We start from the raw sequence: 22,502 nt of genomic DNA, 5'->3' as shown, positions 1-22,502 counted from the left end.
CGTGCGGCCGCGCTGCGGCGCACGCCGTCCATGTCCTGGCGAGAAGCCCCGTCAATTCATGGCGGGGAGAAGTCACAAACGCAAGTTATGGGCCCGGACGGCCCACCGGCAATATGCCGGTGTCCATGCGGTCGGGTGTGCCCTAGAGTCGGCCAGGTGCTGAACTATGACACTGCGGCAGCCCACTACGACGCCACTCGCGGCGGCGTGCCCAGGGCCGAGGCCGCAGCCACCGCAGTGCTCGGACTGATCCCGTCATCCGCCCGCACCCTCGTGGACATCGGCTGCGGTACGGGACTGGTCACCGAGCGAATAGCCCTTGCCCGCCCCGGACTCGGCGTGTTCGGCACCGATGCCTCGTACGGCATGGCGCAGGTCGCCCGGCAGCGGATCGGCGCGATGGTGCTCGCCGACGCACGCCGGCTGCCGCTGTCGGACGCGGCGGTGGACGCGGTCGGCGCCATCTGGCTGTTGCACCTGCTGCGTGGGGAGGGGGATGTGCGGGTGGTGGTGTCCGAGGCGGCGCGGGTGCTGCGGCCGGGCGGTGTGTTCGTCACCACCGTCGACAAGGACGCGGCCCACGACGTGGGCAGCGACATCGACGAGGCATTCGCCCCCTACCTCGACGCCGATCCGTCCGATTCCGCGGATCTGATCGTCGGGTACGGCTCGGAGGCCGGCCTCGATGTGGTGGGGGAGGCCCACTTCCCGGGCCATGGCCAGGGCCAGAGCCCGCTGAGCGCGGCACAGAAGGTGCGCGAGGGCTATTTCGCCTCACGCCTGAACCTGCCGGGGACGGCGGCCGAGCGGCTTGCGACCGCACTGACTTCCCTGCCCGAGCCCGACAGGCCGCGAGCGGATCCGAGGTACCGGCTGCTGGCGCTGCGCCTGAGAGATTGAGAGAGGCCCTAGCCCTTCCACGCACCCGCCTGTGCCGCCGCGCGGGCGAATGCCCCGAAGTCTTTCGGATCGCGCCCCAGGACCTGCTTCACGCCCTCGGTCACCGTCGCGTTGTGCCCGTCGAGCAGCATCGTGAACAGGCCGGCCAGGAAACCGGCTTCGGGCCCCGGCACTCCGTACCGCTCCAGCATCTGCGCGTACTTTGCACCGGACACCGGCAGATACCGCACCGCACGCCCCGTGGCAGACGCGATCTCCGACACCACCTCGTCGAACGTCAGCAGCCGCGGCCCGGTCAGCTCATGCACCGCACCCGCATGACCGTCCTCGGTGAGCGCGGCCACCACCACATCCGCGAGATCGTCGACGTCCACGAACGGCTCTGCGGTCCCGCCCGCCGGGAACACCACCTCGCCGCCGAGTACCCCGTCCAGCATGGCGCCCTCGCTGAAGTTCTGCGCGAAGAACGCCGACCGTACGACGGTGAGCTCCGCCCCCGCAGCCGAGCTGCGCAGGCTCTCCTCCGCCGCGACCGCCTGCGGCTCACCCCGCCCGGACAGCAGCACCAGCCGCCGCACCCCGTTCTCCGCCGCGATCCGCCCGAAGGCTGCCATCGCCTCCGGCGCACCGGGCGCCGCCAGATCCGGGTAGTACGTCACATACGCCGCGTCCGCACCCCGCAGCGCCGGTGCCCAGCCCGACTCGTCCGCCCAGTCGAATCGGACCTCACCACTGCGCGATCCGGCCCGCACCGGCACCCCGCGAGCGGCCAGCCGCTCCACGACCCGGCGGCCCGTCTTCCCCGTGCCGCTCGTCACCAGTACCGTTTCCCGCTGCACGTTCTCCGTGTTCTGTGTCATGGCTCAAGGCTCGCCCGGTGGCGCCGTCCACGACATCCTCGAACCGCTCAGCTCCATACGCGTACGTCTACGCTACCGGTCATGGATGCACTCGCCGGACTCCTGGACGGACCGAGGGCCAGGGGCGCCTTCCTGCTGCGGATGGTGATGGAGCCGCCGTGGTCCGTACGGATCGAGGACCGGGCGCCGCTCTGCCTGATGTCGATGACCGACGGAGAAGCCCGGATCGTCCCGGCCGCGGGCGCCGACCCCGTGCTGCTGCGGCCCGGTGACATCGCCATCGCGCGCGGCCCGGATCCGTACACCGTCGCCGACACCACCGGCACCGCGCCGCACGCCGTGATCGGACCCGGCGGCATCTGCACCACCCTGCACGGTGAGCCGCTCTCCGAGTCCATGCAGTTGGGGGTGCGCACCTGGGGCAACGCCCCCGATGGCTCGGCGGCCATGCTCATCGGCACCTATCTGCTGGACGGCGAGATCAGCAGACGGTTGCTCGACGCCCTGCCCCCGCTGCTTCGCCTGCCCTCCGGCGGGCGGGTCAGCCCCCTGCTGGCGCTGCTCGACGAGGAGATCTCCAAGGACGAGCCCGGCCAGAGCGTGGTCCTGGACCGGCTTCTCGATCTGCTGCTGATCGCCGCGCTGCGGACCTGGTTCGCCCGGCCCGGAGCCGAGGCCCCGGCCTGGTACCGGGCCATGGGCGACCCTGTCGTCGGGCAGGCCCTTCGGCTGCTGCAAACAGACCCCGCCCACCCCTGGACGGTCGCGGCTCTGGCCGCCCGGACCGGGGTCTCCCGGGCCGGACTCGCCCGACGTTTCACGGAGTTGGTGGGGGAGCCCCCGATGGCCTATCTGACAGGCCGGCGCCTCGCCGTCGCCGCGGATCTGCTGCGGGAGACGGACGCCACGGTCGAGGCGGTGGCACGGAAGGTCGGGTACAGCCAGTCCTTCGCATTCAGTACCGCCTTCAAGCGCGTCCGAGGCGTCAGCCCTCAGGAATACCGGAGCAGTGACTTGCTGAAGCGGCAAAGAAACTTGCCGGGGAGCTGATGTGTGATGAGGCTGTCTCCATGAGCCAGCACACCGACCACGGTCATCAGAACGGCATCACCAGCAGTCATCGCCACGACAGCACTCACGATCATCAGCGCGACAACACTCATGGGCACCATCACGGCACGACCGCAGTCGACTGGGACGTCATGGGCCCGCGGCTGGAGCAGAACGCCGAGCTCAGCCGCCCGCAGTACGAGGCGGCGGCCCGTTGGATCGCCGGCCTGCCCACGGCCCCGAAGGTGCGCAGGATTCTCGACATCGGCAGCGGACCCGGCGTGATCGCCTGTCTGCTCGCCGAGGTGTTTCCCGAGGCGGAGGTCGTCGCCGTCGACGGCACCCCGGCGCTCCTGGAACGCACCCGGGCCCGCGCGCAGCGGCTCGGTCTCGGTGACCGGGTCCGTACACAGCAGGCCGACATCCCGGACGGCCTCGCCGAGCTGGGGGAGGCGGATCTGATCTGGGTGGGCAACGCCCTGCATCACATGGGTGACCAGCGCGCAGTCCTCGCCGGGTTCGCCGCGCTGCTGCGCCCCGGTGGGACCGTCGCCCTGGTGGAGGGCGGTCTGCCGCCTCGTCAGCTCCCGCGTGACATCGGCATGGGGCGGCCGGGTCTGGAGGCCAGGCTCGACGCGATCACCGCGGACTGGTTCGAGGACATGCGGGCGTCACTGCCCGGCACCAAGCGGGAGACCGAGGACTGGAGCGCCCTGTTCACGGCGGTGGGTCTGGACCCGCAGGGCACCCGCAGCTTCCTGCTGGACCTTCCGGCCCCGCTCTCCGAGCCGGCCCGCGACCAGGTCATCGACGAATTCGCCCGTCGGCGCGAGATGTTCGAAGAGTTCCTGACGGCCGACGACATCGCCGTACTGGACCGGTTGCTCGACCCCGAGGACCCGGCCGGGCTGCGCCGCCGCCCCGATGTCTTCCTGCTCACGGTCCGTACGGTGCACCTGGCCCGACGGGGGTGACCTGTGCTGACCTGCTGGGTTCCCGGACGGTGATCCGATGAACGGCTCCGTTCCCGGCCCCCTGTCGGGTGTCGTGGTCGCCGACTTCGGGCGGGTGCTGGCCGCCCCGTACGCCACGATGCTCCTCGCGGACCTGGGCGCCGACGTCATCAAGGTGGAACGTCCGGGCACCGGCGACGACACCCGGTCCTGGGGCCCGCCGCGAGCCCATGACGAGTCCACCTACTTCCTGTCCGTGAATCGCAACAAGCGGTCCTTCGCCGTCGATCTCGGCACGGAGGAAGGACGCCGCGACGCGCACGAGCTGGTGCGCCGCGCCGATGTGCTCTTCGAGAACTTCCGTCCCGGCACGATGGACAAGTACGGGCTCTCCTACGAGGAGGCCCACGCGCTCAACCCCGGCATCGTCTACTGCTCGGTGAGCGGATTCGGAGCCGGTGAAGGCGCCTCGCTCCCCGGCTACGACCTGCTGCTGCAGGCGGTCGGCGGGCTGATGAGCGTCACCGGGCCCGCACCCGGTCAGCCCGTCAAGACGGGCGTGGCGCTGGTCGACGTACTGACCGGCCTGCACGCGGCCGTGGGGGTCCTGGCGGCGCTGCGCCACCGCGACGCGACCGGCGAAGGCCAGCACGTCGAGGTCAGTCTGCTGTCCTCGCTGCTGTCGAGCATGGTCAACCAGGCGGGCGGGTACACCCTGGCCGGCCAGGTGCCGGGCATCCTCGGCAACCGTCACCCGTCCATCGCCCCGTACGAGGTGTACGGGGCTGCGGACCGGCCGCTGGTCGTCGCCGTCGGCAACGACCGGCAGTTCATCGCCCTGTGCCGGGGCCTGGGCGCAGACGCGCTCGCCGCCGATCCCAGGTTCGCCTCGAACGCGGACCGGGTGGCGCACGTCGATGCGCTGGCCGAGGAGATCTCCGCACGGCTCGCCCTGCGTACCGCCGCCGAGTGGTTCGACCTGCTCACCCCGCTCGGGGTGCCCTGCGGTCCGGTCAACGACCTCGCAGGCGCCTTCGACCTCGCCGAACGCCTGGGCCTGTCCCCGCGGGTCACACCGGCCGACGCGGACCCCGACGACCCCATGCGCCTGGTGGCCAACCCCATCGGGCTGTCCCGTACCCCGCCGCGTTACGAGCGGCGCCCGCCGCGGCTCGGCGAGCACACCGAGGACCTCAGGCGCTGGCTGGACAGCTGACCGCCCGCCTCCGTACCGCGGCACCCGGCCCGAGCAGATCGGCGTCGGCAAGCTCAACAACGTACGCGAGGCCCTGGCCATCGCCCGCGAACGCCGGAGCGTACTCGGGGCCAACGGCATCTCGCTGGAGTACTCGCCCCTGCGGCACGCCAACAACCTCGAATCGGTCCTGACGTACGAGGGCACCAGCGAGATCCACACCTTGGCCGTCGGTCACGCCCGCACCGGGCAGGCGGCCTATCGCTGACACACGGGGCGTCATGACGCCCCCTCTGCCCGGCCGCGCTCCGCCGGCCGGGCTTCCCTTCTCCAGCACCCCAGCCAGAGCCGGCCCAGGAGCGCGACGAGCCACGAAACGGAACAGCCGGTCGGGACCGCGGAGCTGTCGGGACCGTGGAGCTGAGGCAAGGACTGCGGCAAAGGCACCTGACGGTGATCGGCATCGGTGGTGTGGCCGGCGCGGCCTCTTCGTGGGCTCCGGCGTCGTCATCAAGGACATCGGCCCGGCCGCCGTAACGTACTGACAGGGGCCTTCATCGTCTTGGTGATCCGGATGCTCGGAGAAATGGCGTCCGCGCAGCCGACGACCGGCTCGTTCGCCGAGTACGCGCGCACCGCTCCCGGCGGCTGGGCCGGGGCCGGCGTGGGGTGGCTCCCCTGGTACCTCTGGGCGATCGTCGTGGGGTTCGAAGCCGTGGCGGGCGCGAAGGTACTGGGCCGGTGGGCCGCTGTGGGCGATATCGCTGCTGCTGCTCGCGCTGATGACCGCCGTCAACCGCATCTCGATACGCTCCTACGGAGAGTTCGAGTACTGGTTCGCATCGATCAAGGTCATGACGATCGTGGTGTTCCTGGCAGCTGATGAGCCTCCTGGCCTGGGGCGTCGCGCTGCTCGCGTACGCCGCGGGCCGGGCACTGCGCTCCGGACGGAGGGACGTACCGGACACGGCCGATGTCGCCGTGGAATGAGCGCTCGTCCGCGGCCGCCGGGCACCCGGCGACCCGAGCAGCGCTCTTCGGCGCGCTCCGTCGATGCGTCACCGCAGGTCAGAGCGGGCGGGACTGCGGATGACGGGTACTCAGGGCGGCGGCATACGTCTCCTGCCCGGGCCGTGTCAACAAAGACACGCTGCCGCCAGGGGTGAGAGGGCATCAGGAAGTCGCCCGGACAGGCTAATGGCACATCAATTCGCCCATAAATAAGGACGATTGGCAGCTTGTCGGATTATCTGGAAATGGCATTTGGGTGTCTTGTGTACCCCGATTGGCGCTCCGGCCCCGCCCCTTCCAACGTGTCCGATATGACAGCTATGGGGACCGTAAGTACGTTCAATCTCGGGTCGGCTGCTCGGCCGGCCTCTCTGAGACAGGAGAAGTGACATGGTTACGCGTTCCACTGTCGTTACTGCCGCACTTGCGGCTGCCGCGGCCCTGGCCGCCACCGGCATCACGTACGCCTCGGCTGCCTCCATGGAGCCGGCTCAAGCTGCCCCGGTCGTCCAGCAGCAGGCCGCCGCCCCCGTGTCCGCCCTCAACGGCGGCAACGGCGGCAACGGCAACGAGGGCAACGGCAACGAGGGCAAGGGCAACGAGGGCCGGGGTGGTGGCTACGAGAACAAGGGTGGTGGCAACGAGAACAGGGGTCACCGGGAACACTTCAGGGGCCGGATCCAGATCAACGAGCGCACCTACACCGCCGAAGGCGGCGGCTGCATCACGGTGGTCAGCGGTCTCGGTTCCAAGACCCTCAACATCCGCAACGAAAGCCGCCGGACCGTCGAGGTCTTCCGTGGCGCGACCTGCGACAACGGCGCCCCGCTGGCGACCGTCGGTCCCTGGAGCTCCAGCGACGGCGTCCACCCGGGTCGCGTCAAGGGCGGCGTGAAGGTCCACAACGGAGTCGTGGGCAGCTTCCGAGTGATCGAGCGCCACCACGGCGGCGGCAAGGGCGGCGACTTCGGCGAGGGCGGCGACTTCGGCGACGACTACTGAGAGCGGTGATCGAGCACCCTCACGGTGGCCGGTAACCGAGCACCACTAACAAGGCCGGTGGTCGATTCACCTGCCTGACATAGAACCCCGGCCCGCCGGAATCGGGCCGGGGTTCCAGTCTGGATACTTCTGCCACGCCATACTAGAGCCGGACGGCGAGGCGCTGCCAGCCCGGCTGGACAGCCGTGCCGTACGTGGCCTTCGAGCCTTTGGCAGGACCCGGCGACCGGGGCGGCAGAACGTGGCGCCGGCGCGGCAGACGCCGCCCACGTCCCGGCCGCCGGGAGCCTGGCCAGGCATGGGGCCGGATTCCTGATGGCTTTACCGGGCCTGCGATCGAATCCGAACGAAACGGCTTGGACCGACCGGCAAATGGGGGGGAGAAGGATCGGGGCTGGGTGTGTGCAGCTGCAAGGCGGAGGAGGGAAGCAACGCGAAGGGGGTCCCCCCATGCCTTTCGGGCTATGGGGGAGTTATTGACCGACGACAACGCCGGAGGGGGTCCCCCTGGCCCTTAAGGCCTTGGGGGAGTGCGTGTCCAGCCCCGCGACGCCGCCCCCCATGTGCCGGTCGGTCTTTAGACCATGGGGGTGTCCGACACCGGCTCCAACTGCCACCACTGGCCGGGGGAGTCGGTGTCCTCCCATTGCTGGACGCGGGCACCGTCCACCGTGCTGCCATCGGCCACTTCGAGGACGAGCCCGCTGATGAAACTGACCAGGGTCACCACCCCCGGCGCCTCCAGGTGCTGCTCGATCAGCCATTCCTGGGCGCCGTAGTTGTTGGCCCGCCACTGCTGGACCACGGCGCCGTTCTCGGTGGAGGCATTGGCGACGTCCAGCCGCTTGCCGCTGTGGACATTGACCAGGTGGTACAGCGCGGCACCCTCGTGCACGGGCGACAGCTCCCAGTGCTGGGCCGCCGAACCGCTCTCCTCGCCCTGCTGCACCGGGGCGCCTGCGCCCTTGGCGGAGCCGTACACCTCCAGCAGCAGCCCGCTGCCCACATTGCGCAGCCGGTAGCGGCCCGCCGCGACGACGGGCGCGGTGTCCCCGTTCATGTTCCGGTTCCTTCCTGGGCAGCAGACCGCCGCCCGGCTCGGCAGCCGGGCGGCGGTCTGTGTACTTCAACGGTGCAGCGGCACGGCTCAGGCGCCGAGGTTGAACTCGCCCGGGTTCGGGCCGAGACGCTTGCCCTCGTCCAGTGCGGCGAATGCGGCCAGGTCGTCGGAGTCCAGCTCGAAGCCGAACACATCGAGATTCTCCACGATCCGGGACGGCGTCACGGACTTCGGGATCACCACATTGCCGGTCTGGATGTGCCAGCGGAGCACCACCTGGGCCGGTGTGCGGCCATGCTTCTGGGCGATCGCGACGACTGTCGGGACGTCCAGGAGGCCCTTGCCCTGGCCCAGCGGCGACCAGGCCTCGGTCGCGATGCCGTGCTTGGCGTGCAAGGCGCGCGACTCGGCCTGCTGGAGCTGCGGGTGGAGCTCGATCTGGTTGATCACCGGAACCACGGAGGTCTCGCCGAGCAGGCGCTCCAGGTGCTCGGGCAGGAAGTTCGAGACACCGATGGCCTTCGCGCGGCCCTCGGAGTAGATCTTCTCGAAGGCCTTGTACGTGTCGATGTACGCGTCCTTGGCCGGCACCGGCCAGTGGATCAGATACAGATCGACGTAGTCCAGACCCAGCTTGTCGAGCGAGGTGTCGAAGGCGCGCAGGGTGGAGTCGTAGCCCTGTTCGGCGTTCCACAGCTTCGTCGTGACGAAGAGCTCCTCGCGGGCGACACCGGAGGCTGCGACGGCCCTGCCCGTGCCCTCTTCGTTCTCGTAGATCGCGGCGGTGTCGATGCTCCGGTACCCGGACTCGATGGCTGTCGCGACCGCCTTCGCGGCCTCGTCGTCCGGCACCTGCCAGACACCGAAACCGAGCTGCGGCATCTCGACGCCGTTGTTGAGGGTGATGGAGGGGACCTTGCTCACGAGCGGTCGATCCTTACGTCGGCGGTTGGGATTCTCATGCTCAACGATCACGGGGCGCGATGCATTCCCTGCCGACCGGACGTTCGGCAACGCCTTACTGCCCCGCCCGGGATCGACGCGACACCGGCTCGATATTGCTCCGACCTCATCCGGTCCGGGTCATTGACCGAGCCTCGTCAAGGCGTAACCCTGGAGCACATCACTGAACAAGGGACGCTCTTGTGAACGCAGCGGTTGGTGGCTGCGGTGAAAACGGCCACACCCCACTCAATCCTGAACCCCCACCTCAGGAAGGTCGGTACGGCTTATGTCTGATCGCAAGAAGACATCGGAGCACCACCCGTTCAGGAGACTGATCACCGCAGCCTGCGCCGTACTCGTTGTCGGCGCCGGGCTCACCGCGCCGGTGGCCACCGCTGCCCCGCCGGACGGCGCCCCGGACGCCGCCTCGACGGCCTTGGGGACGCCGGCGCCGACGCGCCCCGGACCACCGACTGGTCGACCGCGCTGACGAGTCGACGGCGGCGCGCTACTCACCGACGACGATCGGCGGTTGGTCGTACCCCGTCGGTCCGTATCTGTACGGCGAGTACCTCACCTGTCGGCGTACGCACAACGCGCGGGACAGGATATCCATCGGCGCGGACGGCCTGAGCGATCTCACCGACATCACTGTCGGCACCAACGTCGGTGACTACAGCTACTGCATCAACCGCACCAGGGCCACGAACGACTTCCATGGCCTGGGCGCCTTTCTCATCATGAACGAACAACTCCGAGCGAGGTCGAAGTGATGAATCCCTCCAGGCGGGCGTTACTCGGTGCGGCAATCGGCGGCGCCGTGGCGGCCACCGCCGGGCCCTTGGCCACCGCGCACGCGGCGAGCTGGCGACTGCGCTGGTCGCCCTCGGCGAGCAGCGGCGGGCTCGGCGCCTTCGAGACCGTCGAGGACGACCGGGCCGACTCCCACCCGGCGGGGCAGCCGCACATCCTCACCGAGGGCGACAACTTCCGGTTCAACATGCACACCGTCGACCGGGACACCTCGACGGACCGTCAGCGCCAGGAGGTGACCGGACTGCGCACCAGCGGCAGTTCCTACCTCGAGTGGCTGCCCGGAGAGACCTGGCGGGTCACGTACCGGATGTACATCCCCGGCTCGCTGAAGGCGACCACCACTTTCACGCACATCATGCAGATGAAGCAGCCGGGCAACGGCACCTCGCCGATCGTCGTGCAGTCGCTGCGCCGGGTGAACGGCGTACAGACCATCGAGCTCAAGCTTGCCGCCGCCGACATTCTCGTCGGCCGCACCGACCTCGTACCGCTGCAGAACAAGTGGATCGACGTCGACTTCCGGATCACGGTCGGCGACGGTACGGCGGGCTCGGTCCGCTGGATTCTGAAGGACGGTTCGACCACCGTCATCGACAAGTCGAAGTCCGGTGCCGACACCTTCCTCGCCGACCGCGTACGGCCCAAGTGGGGCATCTACCGGTCGCTCGGCGACACCTCGGGATCGCTGCAGGACACCCATCTTCTGCTCACCGGCATGCGCGGCTACCAACTGGCCTGAGGAGCTGATCCATCGACAACCGCAACGCGACATCGGCGTCCGGCACCGGAAGGGTCACCGTGCCCGGCCCCGACCACCTCGACACGAGGTGGAACGCCCTCTCGGACACGGGGCGGCGGGGTGATCCCGTCGCCCCCTCCGGGCTGCCCGCGTCCGCCCAACCAGCCAGAAACCTATGGGATTTGGGCCCGCGCGGGGCATTGACAGAACGAGCCCCAGGGAATCCCATGCAGTGTTGGTTAGGAACCTTTCCTAACGCCGAACCGGAAGGGATCACCGTGCACCCTGCCGCGCCCCCACGCCGCATCGTGGCCGTCTTCGCCGGACTCAGCTGTCTGCTTCTGCCCCTGCTCGCCCAGCTGCCGAAGGCCTCAGCCGCCACGACCGCGTACGAGGCCGAGAACGCGAGCCTGTACCGGGCGGCCGTGGCGACGAACCACACCGGATTCACCGGCACCGGCTTCGTCGACTACACCAATGTCGCCGGCGGCTACATCGAGTGGACCGTTGACGCCGACACCGCCGGCTCCACCACGCTCGGCCTGCGCTACGCCAACGGCACCACCACCAACCGCCCGCTGGACATCTCCGTGAACGGCGTCACCGTTGCCGCGGGCAAGGCGTTCAACAGCACCGGGTCCTGGGACAGCTGGGCCACCGCCCCGGTCGCCGTCACGCTGAAGGCGGGTGCCAACACCGTCCGGGCCACGGCCACCACGGCGAACGGCGGCCCCAACATCGACTCCCTGGACAGCCAAGACCCCGCCGCCGGTGGTCCCGCAGTGCCCTTCGGCAGCCACCGGTTCCCGTACGCCGCAGGAACGCTGAAGCCGACCGGCTCACAGTCCGTGCTCGACCAGGCCGTGATCAAGACATACAACGCCTGGAAGTCCGCGTTCGTCAGGAAGAACTGCGGCAACGGCTGGTACGAGGTCATCTCGCCGGACGCCGACCACCCCTACGTCGCCGAGGCCCAGGGCTACGGCATGGTAGTCACCGCGACGATGGCAGGAGCCGACCCGGAGGCGAGGACTGTCTTCGACGGCATGGTGAAGTACATGCTTGCGCACCCCTCGGCCAACAACGCCAACCTTCTCGCCGCCGAGCAGGACACCTCCTGCAAGAGCGTCGACGGCTCCGACTCGGCGACGGACGGGGACCTCGACGTCGCCTACGGGCTGCTCCTCGCCGACAAGCAGTGGGGATCCACGGGCACGTACAACTACAAGGATCTCGCGGTCAAGCACATCAACGCCATCAAGAAGAGCGAGGTCAACCCGACCACCCACCTCATGCTGCTCGGTGACTGGTCGGACTCCGGTGAGTCCCATTACTGGATGACCCGTTCCTCGGACTGGCTGATCGACCACTTCCGCGCCTTCAAGACGGCCACGGGCGACAGCACCTGGGACACCGTGCGCACTGCCCATCAGAATCTGATCACCACTCAGCAGTCCAAGTACGCTTCTGATACCGGCCTGTTGGCGGACTTCGTGGTCAACACGAACACCACGCCCAAGCCCGCCGCGGGTGAGGTGCTCGAAGGCCCCAACGACGGCGACTACTCCTGGAACGCCTGCCGCGACCCGTGGCGCATCGGCGCGGACGCCGTCACCAGCGGGGACGCGGCCTCGCTCGCCTCGGCGCGCAAGCTCAACTCCTGGATCAAGTCCAGGACCGGTGGCGACCCGGACCGGATCGTCACCGGCTACCACCTGAACGGCACGGCGTTCGACAGCGGCGACGACATGGCATTCACCGCCCCGTACGTCGTGACCGCGTTGACCGACCCCGGCTCCCAGGCCTGGCTCGACGCGCTCTGGAGCAAGCTCGCCGCCACGCCGGTCGACCCACAGCTCTACTACGGCGGGAGCGTCCAGCTGCAGTCGATGATCGTCGCGTCCGGCAACTACTGGGTTCCCTGAAGGAGGTTCAGATGAAGGCCAGCACACTCACCACGTTACGAGGAAGAGTGGCCGCGCTCGCGGTCATGCTGCTCTGTACCGGTCTGGTGCAGGCGGTGCCGCAGTCCGCCTCCGCGGCGGCCACCCGGTACGAGGCGGAGTCCGCGACGATCGTCCAGGGCGCCGCCGAGTCCAACCACTCCGGCTACTCCGGGACAGGCTTCGTCAACGGCGACAATGTCGTCGGCAGCTATGTGGAGTTCACGGTCACCGCGGCCTCTGCCGGGACCGGACAGATCGCCATCCGGTACTCCAACGGCACGACGGCCGGCCGGCCCGCGGATGTCGCCGTGGGCGGCACGGTCGTCTCGGCCGCCCGCGCCTTCGACGCCACCACCGACTGGAACACCTGGGCCACCTCCACCCTGACCACCCCGGTCAAGGCAGGCAGCAACAAGATCCGGCTGACGTCCACGACGGCCAACGGGCTGCCCAACCTCGACTACATCGACTTCACGGTCACCTCATCGGACACACAAGCACCCACCCCACCCGGCCGGCCCAGCTGCTCGGCGATTACCGAGGACAGCCTCACGCTGAACTGGGACGCCGCCACCGACGACGTGGGCGTCGCCGCGTACGACATCTACGAACACGGCAACAAGTTCGCGGAGGCGGCGGGCACCGCCACGACGAAGAACCTGACCGGGCTCACCCCCAATACCACGTACAACATCACATTGTTCGCGCGTGACGCGGCCGGCAATGTGTCGTCGGTCAGCCCGATCGTGGACTGCACCACCCTGCCCAGCTCCGACACCACCGCGCCCTCGGCACCCGGCACCCTGTCCACCTCGGGCCTCACCGCGAACAGCGTTGTCCTGAACTGGGGAGCGTCGACGGACGACAAGGCCGTCACCGCCTACGAGGTGCGCAGCGGCAGCACCGTCTACAAGGCCGTGACCGGCGCGCCGCCGGCCACCACGACCACCCTCACCGGGCTCGCCTGCGCCAGCCCGTACACCCTGGACGTCGTTGCCAAGGACGCGGCGGGCAATGTCTCGCCTGCGAGCAACACGGTCACCTTCAACACCCCGGCCTGCGCCACCGACGGCGGCGTACCGTCGGACATCGCCACCGTCTCCACCGGCTGGTCCATCCCCTGGGGCACCTACTGGATGCCCGACGGCAAGACCGCGCTGGTGACCGAGCGGGACAGCTTCAAGGTCTTCAAGGTCACCCCTGGCGGCGCCAGGACCCAGGTCGGTGCCGTGCCGGGCGCCGTCACGACCAACGGTGAGGGCGGCCTGCTCGGTGTCGCCGTCGATCCCAAGTGGTCCACCAACCACTACGTGTACTTCATGCACACCGCGTCCGAGGGCAACCGCGTCGCCCGCATGACATACGACGGGAGCTCGCTCGGCGGATACACGGTCCTGCTCCAGGGGATCAAGAAGAGCAGGTACCACAACGGCGGACGGCTCGCCTTCGGCCCCGACGGCTACCTGTACGCGTCGACCGGCGAGGCCCAGACACCCGACCTCGCGCAGGACAAGAACTCGCTCAACGGCAAGATCCTCCGGATGACCACGGACGGCAAGGCCGCCCCCGGCAACCCGTTCGGCAACTACGTCTACAGCTACGGCCACCGCAACCCGCAGGGCCTCGCCTTCGACGACAGAGGACGCCTGTGGGAGGCGGAGTTCGGCGACAGCAAGAAGGATGAGCTCAATCTCATCAAGCCGGGCAACAACTACGGCTGGCCCGTCTGCGAGGGCAGCTGTTCCACCGCCGGCATGACCAACCCCAAGAAGACCTGGAACGTCTCCGAGGCCTCGCCCAGCGGAATCGCCATCGTGCGCAATGTCATCTACATGGCAGCGCTGAAGGGCGAGAGGCTGTGGCGGGTGCCGATCACCGGTGACACCGAGAACCTCGGCACGCCGACCGCGTACTACGTCGGTACGTACGGGCGGCTGCGCACGGTCACCAAGGTGCCCGGCCAGGACCAGCTCTGGCTCTCCACCACCAACTGTGACAACAACGGAGGCGAACCGGACGGCGCGGACAAGCTGTTCCGCATCTCGATCACCTAGCACGCGCTCGACCGCTGAGGCACGGCCGTGCCTCAGCGGTACAGCGCGTCGACCTCCGCCGCGTACGCCGTCTCGATCGCCTTGCGCTTCAGCTTCAGAGACGGCGTGAGCAGACCGTGCTCCTCGCTGAACGGATGCGCCAGAATCCGGAACGTACGGATCGACTCGGCCTGCGACACTGCTGTGTTGGCGGCCACCACCGCGCGCCGGACCTCCATCTCCAGGTCCGGATCCCGTACCAGATCCCCCGGCTTCATGGGCGGCCGCCCCTGCATGGAGAGCCAGTGGTCCACCGACTCCTGGTCGACCGTGACCAGGGCCGCGATGTACGGCCGGTCGTTGCCGACCACGATGCACTGCGCGACCAGCGGATGCGCCCGCACCCGCTCCTCCAGACCGGCCGGCGAGACACTCTTGCCGCCGGACGTCACCAGGATCTCCTTCTTCCGCCCGGTGATCGTCAGATAGCCGTCCTCGTCGAGCGCCCCCAGATCCCCGGTGGCCAGCCAGCCGTCGCGCAGTACCGCGTCGGTGGCCTTCGGGTCGCCGAGGTAGCCCGCGAACACATTGCCGCCGTGCACCCACACCTCGCCGTCCTCGGCGATGTGCACGGTGGTGCCGGGGATCGGCTGCCCGACCGTGCCGTACCGGGTGCGCTCCGGCGGATTGGCGGTGGCCGCCGCGGTCGACTCGGTCAGCCCGTACCCCTCGTACACCGTGACGCCGGCGCCTTCGAAGAACAGTCCGAGCTGCCGTTCCATCCCCGAACCGCCTGACATGGCGTGCCGGATCCGGCCGCCCATCGCCTCGCGCACCTTCTTGTACACGACCTTGTCGAAGAACTGGTGCTGCATCCGCAGCCCGGCGGACGGCCCGGGGCCGGTCCCGAACGCCCGCGCCTCCGACGCCTCGGCGTACCTCACCGCGATGTCCACGGCCTTGTCGAAGGGCCCGACCCGGCCCTCCGCCTCGGCCTTGCGCCGGGCGGCGTTGAAGACCTTCTCGAAGATGTAGGGCACCGCCAGGATGAACGTCGGCCGGAACGACACCAGGTCCGGCATCAGGGCCTTCGCCGACAGCTCCGGCTGATGGCCCAGCTTCACCCGGCCGCGGACCGCCGCGATCTCGACCATGCGGCCGAAGACATGCGCCAGGGGGAGGAAGAGCAGGGTCGCCGCCTCGTCGCCCGGCTTGGAGCGGAAGACCGACTCCCAGCGGGCGGCCATGGTGTCCGTCTCGAACATGAAGTTGGCATGCGTGATCACGCAGCCCTTGGGGCGTCCCGTCGTGCCCGAGGTGTAGATGAGGGTCGCCACCGACTCGGGCGTCACCGCGCGCCGGTGGCGGTGCACCACCTCGTCCTCGACACGGGCGCCCGCGTCGACGAGCTCGGTCACCGCGTCGGCGTCCAACTGCCAGAGCCGCTTGAGCTGTGGCAGCCGGTCGATCACCGACGCGACCGTCATCGCATGGTCCTCGTGCTCGACCACGATGGCGGACACATCGGCGTCGTGCAGCATCCAGAAGACCTGTTCGGCCGAGGACGTCGGATAGACCGGTACGGACTGGGCGCCGACCGTCCACAGCGCGAAGTCGAGGAGCGTCCACTCGTAACGCGTACGCGACATCAGGGCCACCCGGTCGCCGAATCTGACGCCGTGCGCGATCAGCCCCTTGGCGAGCGCCAGCACCTCGTCGCGGAACGTTGCCGCAGTGACATCCTGCCAGTGTCCGCTCGGGTCTTTTCGGCCGAGCGCGACCCGGTGCGGATCTTCCTCGGCGTAGTCGAACACCACATCGGCCAGCCCGCCTACGAGGGGCGCGGCCGCCATGGGTGGGAGAGTGAACTCGCGCAATGACCTGCTCCTTGTGGCGCTCCGCACAGCGCCGTGACGCTACCCCACCGGGCGGCGCGGCGGGAGGGCCCCGTAACGGCGGACAACGTGGCATATGCACAGGTCAGCCACCGAAATCCGGCCAGATAGGCAAGGCTCGGGCGCGGCTGGGACCGCGGAGTAAGAGGGCGGCGCCGGAATCTCCACCGAATCTGTACGCCGCTGTCACTTCCGTTTCGAGCGGGTGCGAGGGTATTGGTCCGCGGACGAGCCCGCACATGCCCGACCCGGCCGGGTCGGGCGCGGAACTGAGGCTGCCGTCCATTCTCCCCGTCCAGGTGTGCGGTTCTCCCCGTCCAGGCGTGCGGTCATGCGCCGTCCCGGCCACTGACCGAACCGATTGTGCCGACACTGCGGGTCAGCCGGTCGCCGCCCGCCAGGATCGCCGCCGCCAGGGCGTCCGCGGCCTCCTGCGCCCCGTCCTGGCGGCGGCCGTGCAGCAGGACGAAATCCACATCGCCCAGCTCCGGCAGGCCCGCTCTGGCCGGCACCGGCGCCAGACCCGGCGGGATCAGCCCCCGACTGTGAGCCATCACGCCCAGGCCCGCATGGGCCGCGGCGATCAGTCCGCTGAGGCTGGTGCTCGTACAGGCGACCCGCCAGGACCGGCCGTGCTCCTCCAGGACCTCCAGAGCGCGGGCCCGGGTGATGCCCGGCGGCGGGAAGAGGATCAGCGGAACCGGACGGTCGGGGTCTATCCGCAGCTGCGGTGCACCGATCCAGGTCAGCGCGTCCTGCCAGACCAGCTCGCCGTGCGTGTCGCCGGCGCGCCGCTTGGCGAGTACCAGATCCAGCCGGCCCGCGGCCAGCCGCTGGTGCAGTGTCCCGGAGAGCTCCACCGTCAGCTCCAGCTCGACCTCCGGGTGGTCACGGCGGAACGACTCCAGGATCTCCGGCAGCCGCGTCAGCACGAAGTCCTCGGAGGCCCCGAACCGCAGCCGCCCACGCAGCCGGGTGCCGGTGAAGAAGGCCGCGGCCCGCTCATGGGCCTCAAGTATCGTGCGGGCGAAACCGAGCATCGCCTCGCCGTCCACGGTGAGGTCGACCCGGTGCGTGTCCCGGGTGAACAGCTGCCGCCCCGTCGCATCCTCCAGGCGCCGCACATGCTGGCTCACCGTGGACTGCCGCACACCCAGCCGGCGGGCCGCCTGGGTGAAGCTCAGTGTCTGGGCGACGGCGAGAAAGGTACGCAACTGCGCGGGGTCGTACATAGCCCCCAGGCTATCGCGGACCATGATGACAGTGAGAGTGGTATGCCGGATTCCCGATCGCCATGGTCAAGAGCAGGATGGAGAAGGCACGACCAGAACCAAGAGAACATGTGGAGCACATGAGCCGCCGCACCCTGAAACTGCCGTCCTGGCTGCCGATCGACCCGTACATCCTGGCGCTGATCGGCACGGTCGTGCTGGCGGCGCTACTGCCCGCATCGGGGACCGCCGCCGATGTGGCGGGCGGCGCTTCGACCGGAGCCGTCGCCCTTCTCTTCTTCCTGTACGGCGCCCGCCTCTCCACCGCCGAGGCACTCGACGGCCTCAAGCACTGGCGGCTCCACCTCACCGTCCTCGTCTGCACCTTCGTGGCGTTCCCGCTGCTCGGTCTCGCGGGCAAGGGACTGGTGCCGTACGTCCTGACGCCGCAGCTCTACAGCGGCTTCCTCTTCCTGTGCCTCGTCCCCTCGACGATCCAGTCGTCGATCGCCTTCACCTCGATCGCCCGCGGCAATGTGCCCGCGGCGATCTGTGCGGGCTCCTTCTCCTCGATCGCCGGAATCTTCCTCACGCCGCTGCTCGCCGCCGCGCTGCTGGGCAACAGCGGCGGTGGATTCTCGGCCGATGCGCTGCTGAAGATCGCGGTCCAGCTGCTGCTGCCGTTCGTCGCCGGGCAGCTTCTGCGCCGCTGGATCGGTGGCTTCATCACCCGCCACAAGAAGGTCCTCGGCCATGTCGACCGCGGCTCGATCCTGCTCGTCGTCTACACGGCATTCAGCGAGGGCATGGTCGCGGGCATCTGGCACCAGGTCACCCCGGCCAGGCTCGGAGCGCTGCTCGGCGCCGAGGTGGTGCTGCTCGCGCTGCTGCTCGCGCTGAGCTGGTACGGGGCGAAGCGGCTCGGCTTCGACCGTGGGGACCGGATCGCCATCCAGTTCGCCGGCTCGAAGAAGAGCCTGGCCTCCGGGCTGCCGATGGCGAGCGTCCTGTTCGGGGCGCAGGCATCCCTCGCCGTACTGCCGCTGATGCTCTTCCACCAGATGCAGCTGATGGTGTGCGCGGTGATCGCCAAGCGCCGCTCGCGCGATCCGCAGGAGGAGAACCGGGAGAACAGTGCGGTGTCACGGGAGCCCGTCACGGTGAGCTGAGGGTGCGCCCGGAGCCCCGCCCGCGGGTGGGACCGGCCGGCGCAGGGGCGCTCCCCGCCCGGCCGGATCCCTGTCCCGTGCAGACGGGCGGGGCGCCTCAGCCCTGGCCGACCGTCGCCTCCAGGGCAATGCGGTGCTCACCCGCGTACACGTTCATGGAAGGACCCCGCAGAAAGCCGACCAGGGTCAGTCCGGTCTCGGCCGCCAGATCGACGGCGAGGGACGACGGTGCCGAGACCGCCGCGAGCATCGGGATCCCGGCCATCACCGCCTTCTGGGCCAGCTCGAACGAGGCCCGCCCCGACACCAGAAGAATCGCCCGGGACAGCGGCAGCCGGTGGTCGGTCAGAGCCCGGCCGACCAGCTTGTCGACCGCGTTGTGCCGGCCGACGTCCTCCCGGACGTCGAGCAGCTCACCCGTCTCGGAGAACAGCGCCGCCGCGTGCAGACCCCCGGTCCGGTCGAAGACCCGCTGCGCGGCGCGCAGCCGGTCGGGGAGGGCAAAGAGCAGGGCGGGCTCGACCCGGACCGGGGGAGCGTCGGCGACGGGATGCCGGGTGGTGGTGCGCACCGCGTCGAGGCTCGCCTTGCCGCACAGCCCGCAGGACGACGTGGTGTACACATTGCGTTCGAGCGTGATGTCGGGGACCGGGACGCCGGGGGCGAGCTTCACATCCACGACGTTGTACGTGTTGACGCCGTCCGCCGTGGCCCCGGCGCAGTAGACGATTGCCTGCACCTCGGAGCCGTCACCGATCACGCCCTCGCTCACCAGGAAGCCCGCCGCCAGCGCGAAGTCGTCGCCCGGCGTGCGCATCGTGATGGCGAGCGGCTTGCCGTTCAGCCGGATCTCCAGGGGCTCCTCGGCGACGAGCGTGTCGGGGCGCGTGGAGACGGCCCCGTCCCGGATACGGATGGTGCGGCGGCGCTCGGTGACCCGTCCCATAGCGGTTAAACCCGATTCTGTACGTGTTGGAAGCCGGACCGGCCCTTGATGCAGAGGGTGCCGCGGGTCACCGGATTGGCTTGCGGAGAGGTGACCTTGGCGATCTCATTGTCCTGCACATGGAGTGTGACATTGCAGCGGACACCGCAGTACGCGCAGATGGTGGTGGCCGCCGTCTGGGCCCGTTCGTTCCAGGTCCCGGCCGCGCGCATATCGAATTCGGTCCTGAAGAAGAGCGCCCCGGTGGGGCACACCTCGATGCAGTTGCCGCAGCAGACACAGGCCGAATCGGTGAGCGGTGCGTCGTGCTCGGTGGAGATACGGGCGGCGAGCAGCTCCAGCACGACCTTGTGGCTGTGCCCGGCACGCTCACTGTCCGTCCGGACCGTCATGCCCGGCGCGAGCACGCCGGGGCAAGGGTGCGGGCCCCCTCCACCTCGACGACGCACACCCGGGCCGCACGCCGGACGGCGCATCAACAACGTCGACCCGGGCCCGGCCCGATGCCGCATAGGAGTTGGTCTTGAGCCCGAGGAACACATGGTCGACGGGCCCCACTTCCGACGGGTCGTCGGTGGTCGAGGGGCGCGCGGTGAAGTCTCCGCGGGGGCTGAGGACGCGGACGCCGTCACGGCGCATCGCGGCCAGATGCGGGCCGCGGGTGATGAGGTGGACCTCGGCGCCGGCGCAGTGGAGCGCGGCCCCGGCACAGGCGCCAAGGCGCCGGCGCCGGCAACTGCGACTTTCACGGGGCTCTCCGTTCGGTGAGTGGACCGAGGAGTGGACCGAGGAGTTGAGCGAGCGAGGGAACAGGAGACGATGCCAAGTCGACAGAATATTGTCTACAATATGCTTTCTAGGTGGGCGAGGCTGTTGCCAAGCCTCCAATGACCGGGTGCTAATCCTGTGGGATCACGTGCCCCTGTACCGGGCAGTAGCGACCAAGACTGGATGGTTCCTGCCCTATGTAGCGAGGGGATCTTGTACATGACCGGCTCACGTGTCGTGGCGCTCGGCCACTATCAGCCCGCCAAGGTACTCACCAACGATGATCTGGCGGCCATGGTCGACACCAGTGACGAGTGGATCACCAGTCGCGTCGGCATCAAGACCCGCCATGTCGGAGGCCCTGACGAGCCGGTGGACGAGATGGCCGCGCACGCGGGGGCCAAGGCGCTCGCCGCGGCGGGGCTGCAGCCCGCCGAAGTCGATCTGGTTCTTGTCGCGACCTCCACCGCGATCGACCGTTCACCGAGCATGTCGGCCCGGGTCGCCGCCCGGCTCGGCATGGGCTCGCCCGCGGTGATGGACATCAACGTCGTCTGCTCCGGCTTCACGCACGCCCTCGCCACCGCCGACCATGCGATCAGGGCGGGCGCGGCCGAGCGCGTCCTCGTCATCGGCGCCGACAAGATGGCGGACATCGCGGACTGGACCGACCGCAGCACCTGTGTCCTGCTCGGCGACGGAGCCGGTGCGGCGGTCGTCGTCGCGGACCCGGACGGCGGTGACCGGCCCGGGATCGGCCCCGTGCTGTGGGGCTCGGTGCCGGAGATGGGGAACGCGGTACGGATCGAGGGGACGCCCCCGCGGTTCGCGCAGGAGGGGCAGTCCGTATACCGCTGGGCCACCACGCAACTGCCGCCCATCGCCCGCAGGGTGTGCGAAAAGGCCGGTGTCGCCCCCGAGGATCTGGCCGCGGTGGTACTGCATCAGGCCAATCTGAGGATCATCGAACCGGTCGCCAGGAAGATCGGTGCGGTCAACGCGGTCATCGCCCGGGATGTCGTGGATTCCGGCAATACGTCCGCGGCATCCATCCCGATGGCCCTGTCCAAGCTGGTGGAGCGCGGCGAGGTGCACAGCGGCGGGCCGGTGCTGCTCTTCGGCTTCGGCGGGAATCTCTCATACGCGGGTCAGGTGATCCGCTGTCCCTGAGGGGCGTTGCGCTCGGTAGACTGTAGACGATAAGCAATTGCTCGTCGCCCGGAGGGGGGCCGCGATGTCGTCCACAGGACTGCCGCAAGGGGCTGTGCCGAAGCTGGAGCGGCCCGGTCCGCTACGCGAGCGCGTGTACGAGGCGCTGCTCGAGCTCATAACGACGCGTGCGCTCCGTCCCGGCCGGCATCTGGTCGAGAGTGAGCTGGCCGGCCATCTCGGAGTGTCCAGGCAGCCGGTGCGGGAGGCGCTGCAGCGGCTGAACACCGAGGGCTGGGTCGATCTGCGGCCCGCCCAGGGCGCGTTCGTCCATGAGCCCACCGAGGACGAGGCGGACCAGCTGCTCTCGGTCCGCACCCTCCTGGAGGCCGAGGCCGCCCGTCTTGCCGCGGCCAACTCCGGCACTGCCGGGATCGCCGCCCTGGAGGAGCTCTGTGCCAAGGGCGAGCAGGCCGTCGCCGACGACGACATGGACCTGGCGGTCGCCACCAGCGCGGCTTTCCATGCCAAGGTCATGGAGCTGGCGGGCAATGTCGTCCTCTCCGAGCTCGCCGGGCAGGTGGACCGCCGGGTGCGCTGGTACTACACCCCGGTGGCCCGCCGGCGCGGCACCCAGTCCTGGATCGAGCACCGCTCGCTCATCGCGGCGATCTCCTCGCGCGATGAGCAGCGGGCCACGGAGATCATGCGGGCGCACACGGAACACACGCGTAAGGCGTTCCACCAGCGCGAAGAGAGCTAGTGCCGTAGCAGGGAACGTTTGCCCTGTTGTGATGTGACGCGCCGTTCGGGTGCTGTGCCGGGCGGCGTGTGGCCGTCACTCTGTTGGGGTG

The 22,502-nt window shown here is 69.3% G+C and carries 17 protein-coding genes and 5 pseudogenes; 14 read left to right on the top strand and 8 right to left on the bottom strand.

Features of this window, described 5'->3' with window-relative positions; genetic code table 11:
- Positions 1-156: 156 nt before the first annotated feature.
- A complete protein-coding gene (locus ACIPEK_RS29190; RefSeq protein ID WP_402001896.1) occupies positions 157-900 on the top strand; it encodes a class I SAM-dependent methyltransferase in 744 nt (247 codons plus the stop codon).
- Between the two features lie 8 nt (positions 901-908).
- Here the strand turns inward: ACIPEK_RS29190 and ACIPEK_RS29185 are convergent, their stop codons facing one another.
- A complete protein-coding gene (locus tag ACIPEK_RS29185; protein ID WP_383071489.1) occupies positions 909-1,760 on the bottom strand; it encodes an NmrA family transcriptional regulator in 852 nt (283 codons plus the stop codon).
- A gap of 81 nt (positions 1,761-1,841) precedes the next feature.
- Between ACIPEK_RS29185 and ACIPEK_RS29180 the strand changes: the two genes are divergently transcribed.
- From ACIPEK_RS29180 to ACIPEK_RS29155, 6 genes and pseudogenes are all read left to right on the top strand, one after another.
- Positions 1,842-2,810, top strand: coding sequence for an AraC family transcriptional regulator (locus ACIPEK_RS29180; protein ID WP_402001893.1), 969 nt, complete (start codon positions 1,842-1,844; stop codon positions 2,808-2,810).
- A gap of 20 nt (positions 2,811-2,830) precedes the next feature.
- On the top strand, positions 2,831-3,784 hold the full coding sequence (locus ACIPEK_RS29175) for a class I SAM-dependent methyltransferase (RefSeq protein ID WP_402001890.1): 954 nt from the start codon (positions 2,831-2,833) through the stop codon (positions 3,782-3,784).
- 37 nt (positions 3,785-3,821) lie between these two features.
- On the top strand, positions 3,822-4,979 hold the full coding sequence (locus ACIPEK_RS29170; RefSeq protein WP_402001887.1) for a CaiB/BaiF CoA transferase family protein: 1,158 nt from the start codon (positions 3,822-3,824) through the stop codon (positions 4,977-4,979).
- Between the two features lie 25 nt (positions 4,980-5,004).
- A pseudogene (locus ACIPEK_RS29165) lies at positions 5,005-5,226 on the top strand (acyl-CoA dehydrogenase family protein); the annotation flags it as partial.
- 306 nt (positions 5,227-5,532) lie between these two features.
- Positions 5,533-5,776: pseudogene (locus ACIPEK_RS29160) on the top strand (hypothetical protein); the annotation flags it as partial.
- Positions 5,777-6,359: 583 nt separating this feature from the next.
- Positions 6,360-6,971, top strand: a complete 612-nt coding sequence (locus ACIPEK_RS29155) for a hypothetical protein (protein ID WP_402001884.1) — start codon at positions 6,360-6,362, stop codon at positions 6,969-6,971.
- A gap of 577 nt (positions 6,972-7,548) precedes the next feature.
- Here the strand turns inward: ACIPEK_RS29155 and ACIPEK_RS29150 are convergent.
- Both ACIPEK_RS29150 and ACIPEK_RS29145 read right to left on the bottom strand, forming a co-directional pair.
- Positions 7,549-8,031, bottom strand: a complete 483-nt coding sequence (locus tag ACIPEK_RS29150; protein WP_402001881.1) for an RICIN domain-containing protein — start codon at positions 8,029-8,031, stop codon at positions 7,549-7,551.
- Between the two features lie 87 nt (positions 8,032-8,118).
- On the bottom strand, positions 8,119-8,955 hold the full coding sequence (locus ACIPEK_RS29145) for an aldo/keto reductase (RefSeq protein ID WP_402001878.1): 837 nt from the start codon (positions 8,953-8,955) through the stop codon (positions 8,119-8,121).
- 626 nt (positions 8,956-9,581) lie between these two features.
- Here ACIPEK_RS29145 and ACIPEK_RS29140 point away from each other — a divergent pair.
- The 4 genes and pseudogenes from ACIPEK_RS29140 to ACIPEK_RS29125 all read left to right on the top strand — a co-directional run.
- Positions 9,582-9,749: pseudogene (locus ACIPEK_RS29140) on the top strand (glycoside hydrolase family 88 protein); the annotation flags it as partial.
- On the top strand, positions 9,749-10,531 hold the full coding sequence (locus ACIPEK_RS29135; protein WP_402001876.1) for a Tat pathway signal sequence domain protein: 783 nt from the start codon (positions 9,749-9,751) through the stop codon (positions 10,529-10,531). The pseudogene ACIPEK_RS29140 and the gene ACIPEK_RS29135, both read left to right, overlap by 1 nt.
- 278 nt (positions 10,532-10,809) lie before the next feature.
- The gene (locus tag ACIPEK_RS29130; protein ID WP_402001873.1) at positions 10,810-12,456 is read left to right on the top strand and encodes a glycosyl hydrolase family 8; all 1,647 of its coding nucleotides are present in this window, start codon (positions 10,810-10,812) and stop codon (positions 12,454-12,456) included.
- Positions 12,457-12,467: 11 nt separating this feature from the next.
- A complete protein-coding gene (locus tag ACIPEK_RS29125) occupies positions 12,468-14,531 on the top strand; it encodes a PQQ-dependent sugar dehydrogenase (protein ID WP_402001870.1) in 2,064 nt (687 codons plus the stop codon).
- 32 nt (positions 14,532-14,563) lie between these two features.
- Here the strand turns inward: ACIPEK_RS29125 and ACIPEK_RS29120 are convergent, their stop codons facing one another.
- A complete protein-coding gene (locus ACIPEK_RS29120; RefSeq protein WP_402001867.1) occupies positions 14,564-16,363 on the bottom strand; it encodes an AMP-dependent synthetase/ligase in 1,800 nt (599 codons plus the stop codon).
- 371 nt (positions 16,364-16,734) lie between these two features.
- On the bottom strand, positions 16,735-17,646 hold the full coding sequence (locus ACIPEK_RS29115; protein WP_402002167.1) for a LysR substrate-binding domain-containing protein: 912 nt from the start codon (positions 17,644-17,646) through the stop codon (positions 16,735-16,737).
- A gap of 110 nt (positions 17,647-17,756) precedes the next feature.
- Here ACIPEK_RS29115 and ACIPEK_RS29110 point away from each other — a divergent pair, with 110 nt between their 5' ends.
- Entirely contained in the window at positions 17,757-18,785 is a 1,029-nt protein-coding gene (locus ACIPEK_RS29110) for a bile acid:sodium symporter family protein (RefSeq protein ID WP_402001864.1), read from the top strand.
- 97 nt (positions 18,786-18,882) lie between these two features.
- On the opposite strand, the gene fdhD is transcribed toward ACIPEK_RS29110, so the two are convergent.
- From fdhD to ACIPEK_RS29095, 3 genes and pseudogenes are all read right to left on the bottom strand, one after another.
- Positions 18,883-19,731 carry a formate dehydrogenase accessory sulfurtransferase FdhD gene (gene fdhD, locus ACIPEK_RS29105; RefSeq protein WP_383071515.1) on the bottom strand — a complete coding sequence of 283 codons (849 nt, stop codon included), beginning with the start codon at positions 19,729-19,731 and terminating at the stop codon, positions 18,883-18,885.
- Between the two features lie 5 nt (positions 19,732-19,736).
- Positions 19,737-20,197, bottom strand: a pseudogene (locus ACIPEK_RS29100) (hypothetical protein); the annotation flags it as partial.
- Between the two features lie 32 nt (positions 20,198-20,229).
- Positions 20,230-20,480, bottom strand: a pseudogene (locus ACIPEK_RS29095) (ketopantoate reductase family protein); the annotation flags it as partial.
- A 238-nt stretch (positions 20,481-20,718) separates the two neighbouring features.
- Between ACIPEK_RS29095 and ACIPEK_RS29090 the strand changes: the two are divergent.
- Together ACIPEK_RS29090 and ACIPEK_RS29085 are read left to right on the top strand one after the other, a co-directional pair.
- Entirely contained in the window at positions 20,719-21,669 is a 951-nt protein-coding gene (locus tag ACIPEK_RS29090) for a beta-ketoacyl-ACP synthase III (RefSeq protein WP_402001861.1), read from the top strand.
- A gap of 64 nt (positions 21,670-21,733) precedes the next feature.
- Positions 21,734-22,411 (top strand): GntR family transcriptional regulator, encoded by a 678-nt coding sequence (locus tag ACIPEK_RS29085; protein ID WP_402001858.1) that lies wholly within the window; start codon positions 21,734-21,736, stop codon positions 22,409-22,411.
- Positions 22,412-22,502: the final 91 nt, after the last annotated feature.

This window comes from Streptomyces sp. NPDC088246, assembly GCF_044741025.1.
Taxonomy (GTDB): Bacteria; Actinomycetota; Actinomycetes; order Streptomycetales; family Streptomycetaceae; genus Streptomyces.
This window is presented reverse-complemented; position numbering and strand designations above follow the sequence as displayed.

Excerpts from the sequence above, each read along its gene's own strand:
- ACIPEK_RS29185 (WP_383071489.1), bottom strand. The coding sequence starts at position 1,760 with ATGACACAGAACACGGAGAACGTGCAGCGGGAAACGGTACTGGTGACG.
- ACIPEK_RS29180 (WP_402001893.1), top strand. The coding sequence starts at position 1,842 with ATGGATGCACTCGCCGGACTCCTGGACGGACCGAGGGCCAGGGGCGCC.
- ACIPEK_RS29175 (WP_402001890.1), top strand. The coding sequence starts at position 2,831 with ATGAGCCAGCACACCGACCACGGTCATCAGAACGGCATCACCAGCAGT.
- ACIPEK_RS29170 (WP_402001887.1), top strand. The coding sequence starts at position 3,822 with ATGAACGGCTCCGTTCCCGGCCCCCTGTCGGGTGTCGTGGTCGCCGAC.
- ACIPEK_RS29155 (WP_402001884.1), top strand. The coding sequence starts at position 6,360 with ATGGTTACGCGTTCCACTGTCGTTACTGCCGCACTTGCGGCTGCCGCG.
- ACIPEK_RS29150 (WP_402001881.1), bottom strand. The coding sequence starts at position 8,031 with ATGAACGGGGACACCGCGCCCGTCGTCGCGGCGGGCCGCTACCGGCTG.
- ACIPEK_RS29135 (WP_402001876.1), top strand. The coding sequence starts at position 9,749 with ATGAATCCCTCCAGGCGGGCGTTACTCGGTGCGGCAATCGGCGGCGCC.
- ACIPEK_RS29125 (WP_402001870.1), top strand. The coding sequence starts at position 12,468 with ATGAAGGCCAGCACACTCACCACGTTACGAGGAAGAGTGGCCGCGCTC.
- ACIPEK_RS29120 (WP_402001867.1), bottom strand. The coding sequence starts at position 16,363 with ATGGCGGCCGCGCCCCTCGTAGGCGGGCTGGCCGATGTGGTGTTCGAC.
- ACIPEK_RS29110 (WP_402001864.1), top strand. The coding sequence starts at position 17,757 with ATGAGCCGCCGCACCCTGAAACTGCCGTCCTGGCTGCCGATCGACCCG.
- fdhD (WP_383071515.1), bottom strand. The coding sequence starts at position 19,731 with ATGGGACGGGTCACCGAGCGCCGCCGCACCATCCGTATCCGGGACGGG.
- ACIPEK_RS29090 (WP_402001861.1), top strand. The coding sequence starts at position 20,719 with ATGACCGGCTCACGTGTCGTGGCGCTCGGCCACTATCAGCCCGCCAAG.
- ACIPEK_RS29085 (WP_402001858.1), top strand. The coding sequence starts at position 21,734 with ATGTCGTCCACAGGACTGCCGCAAGGGGCTGTGCCGAAGCTGGAGCGG.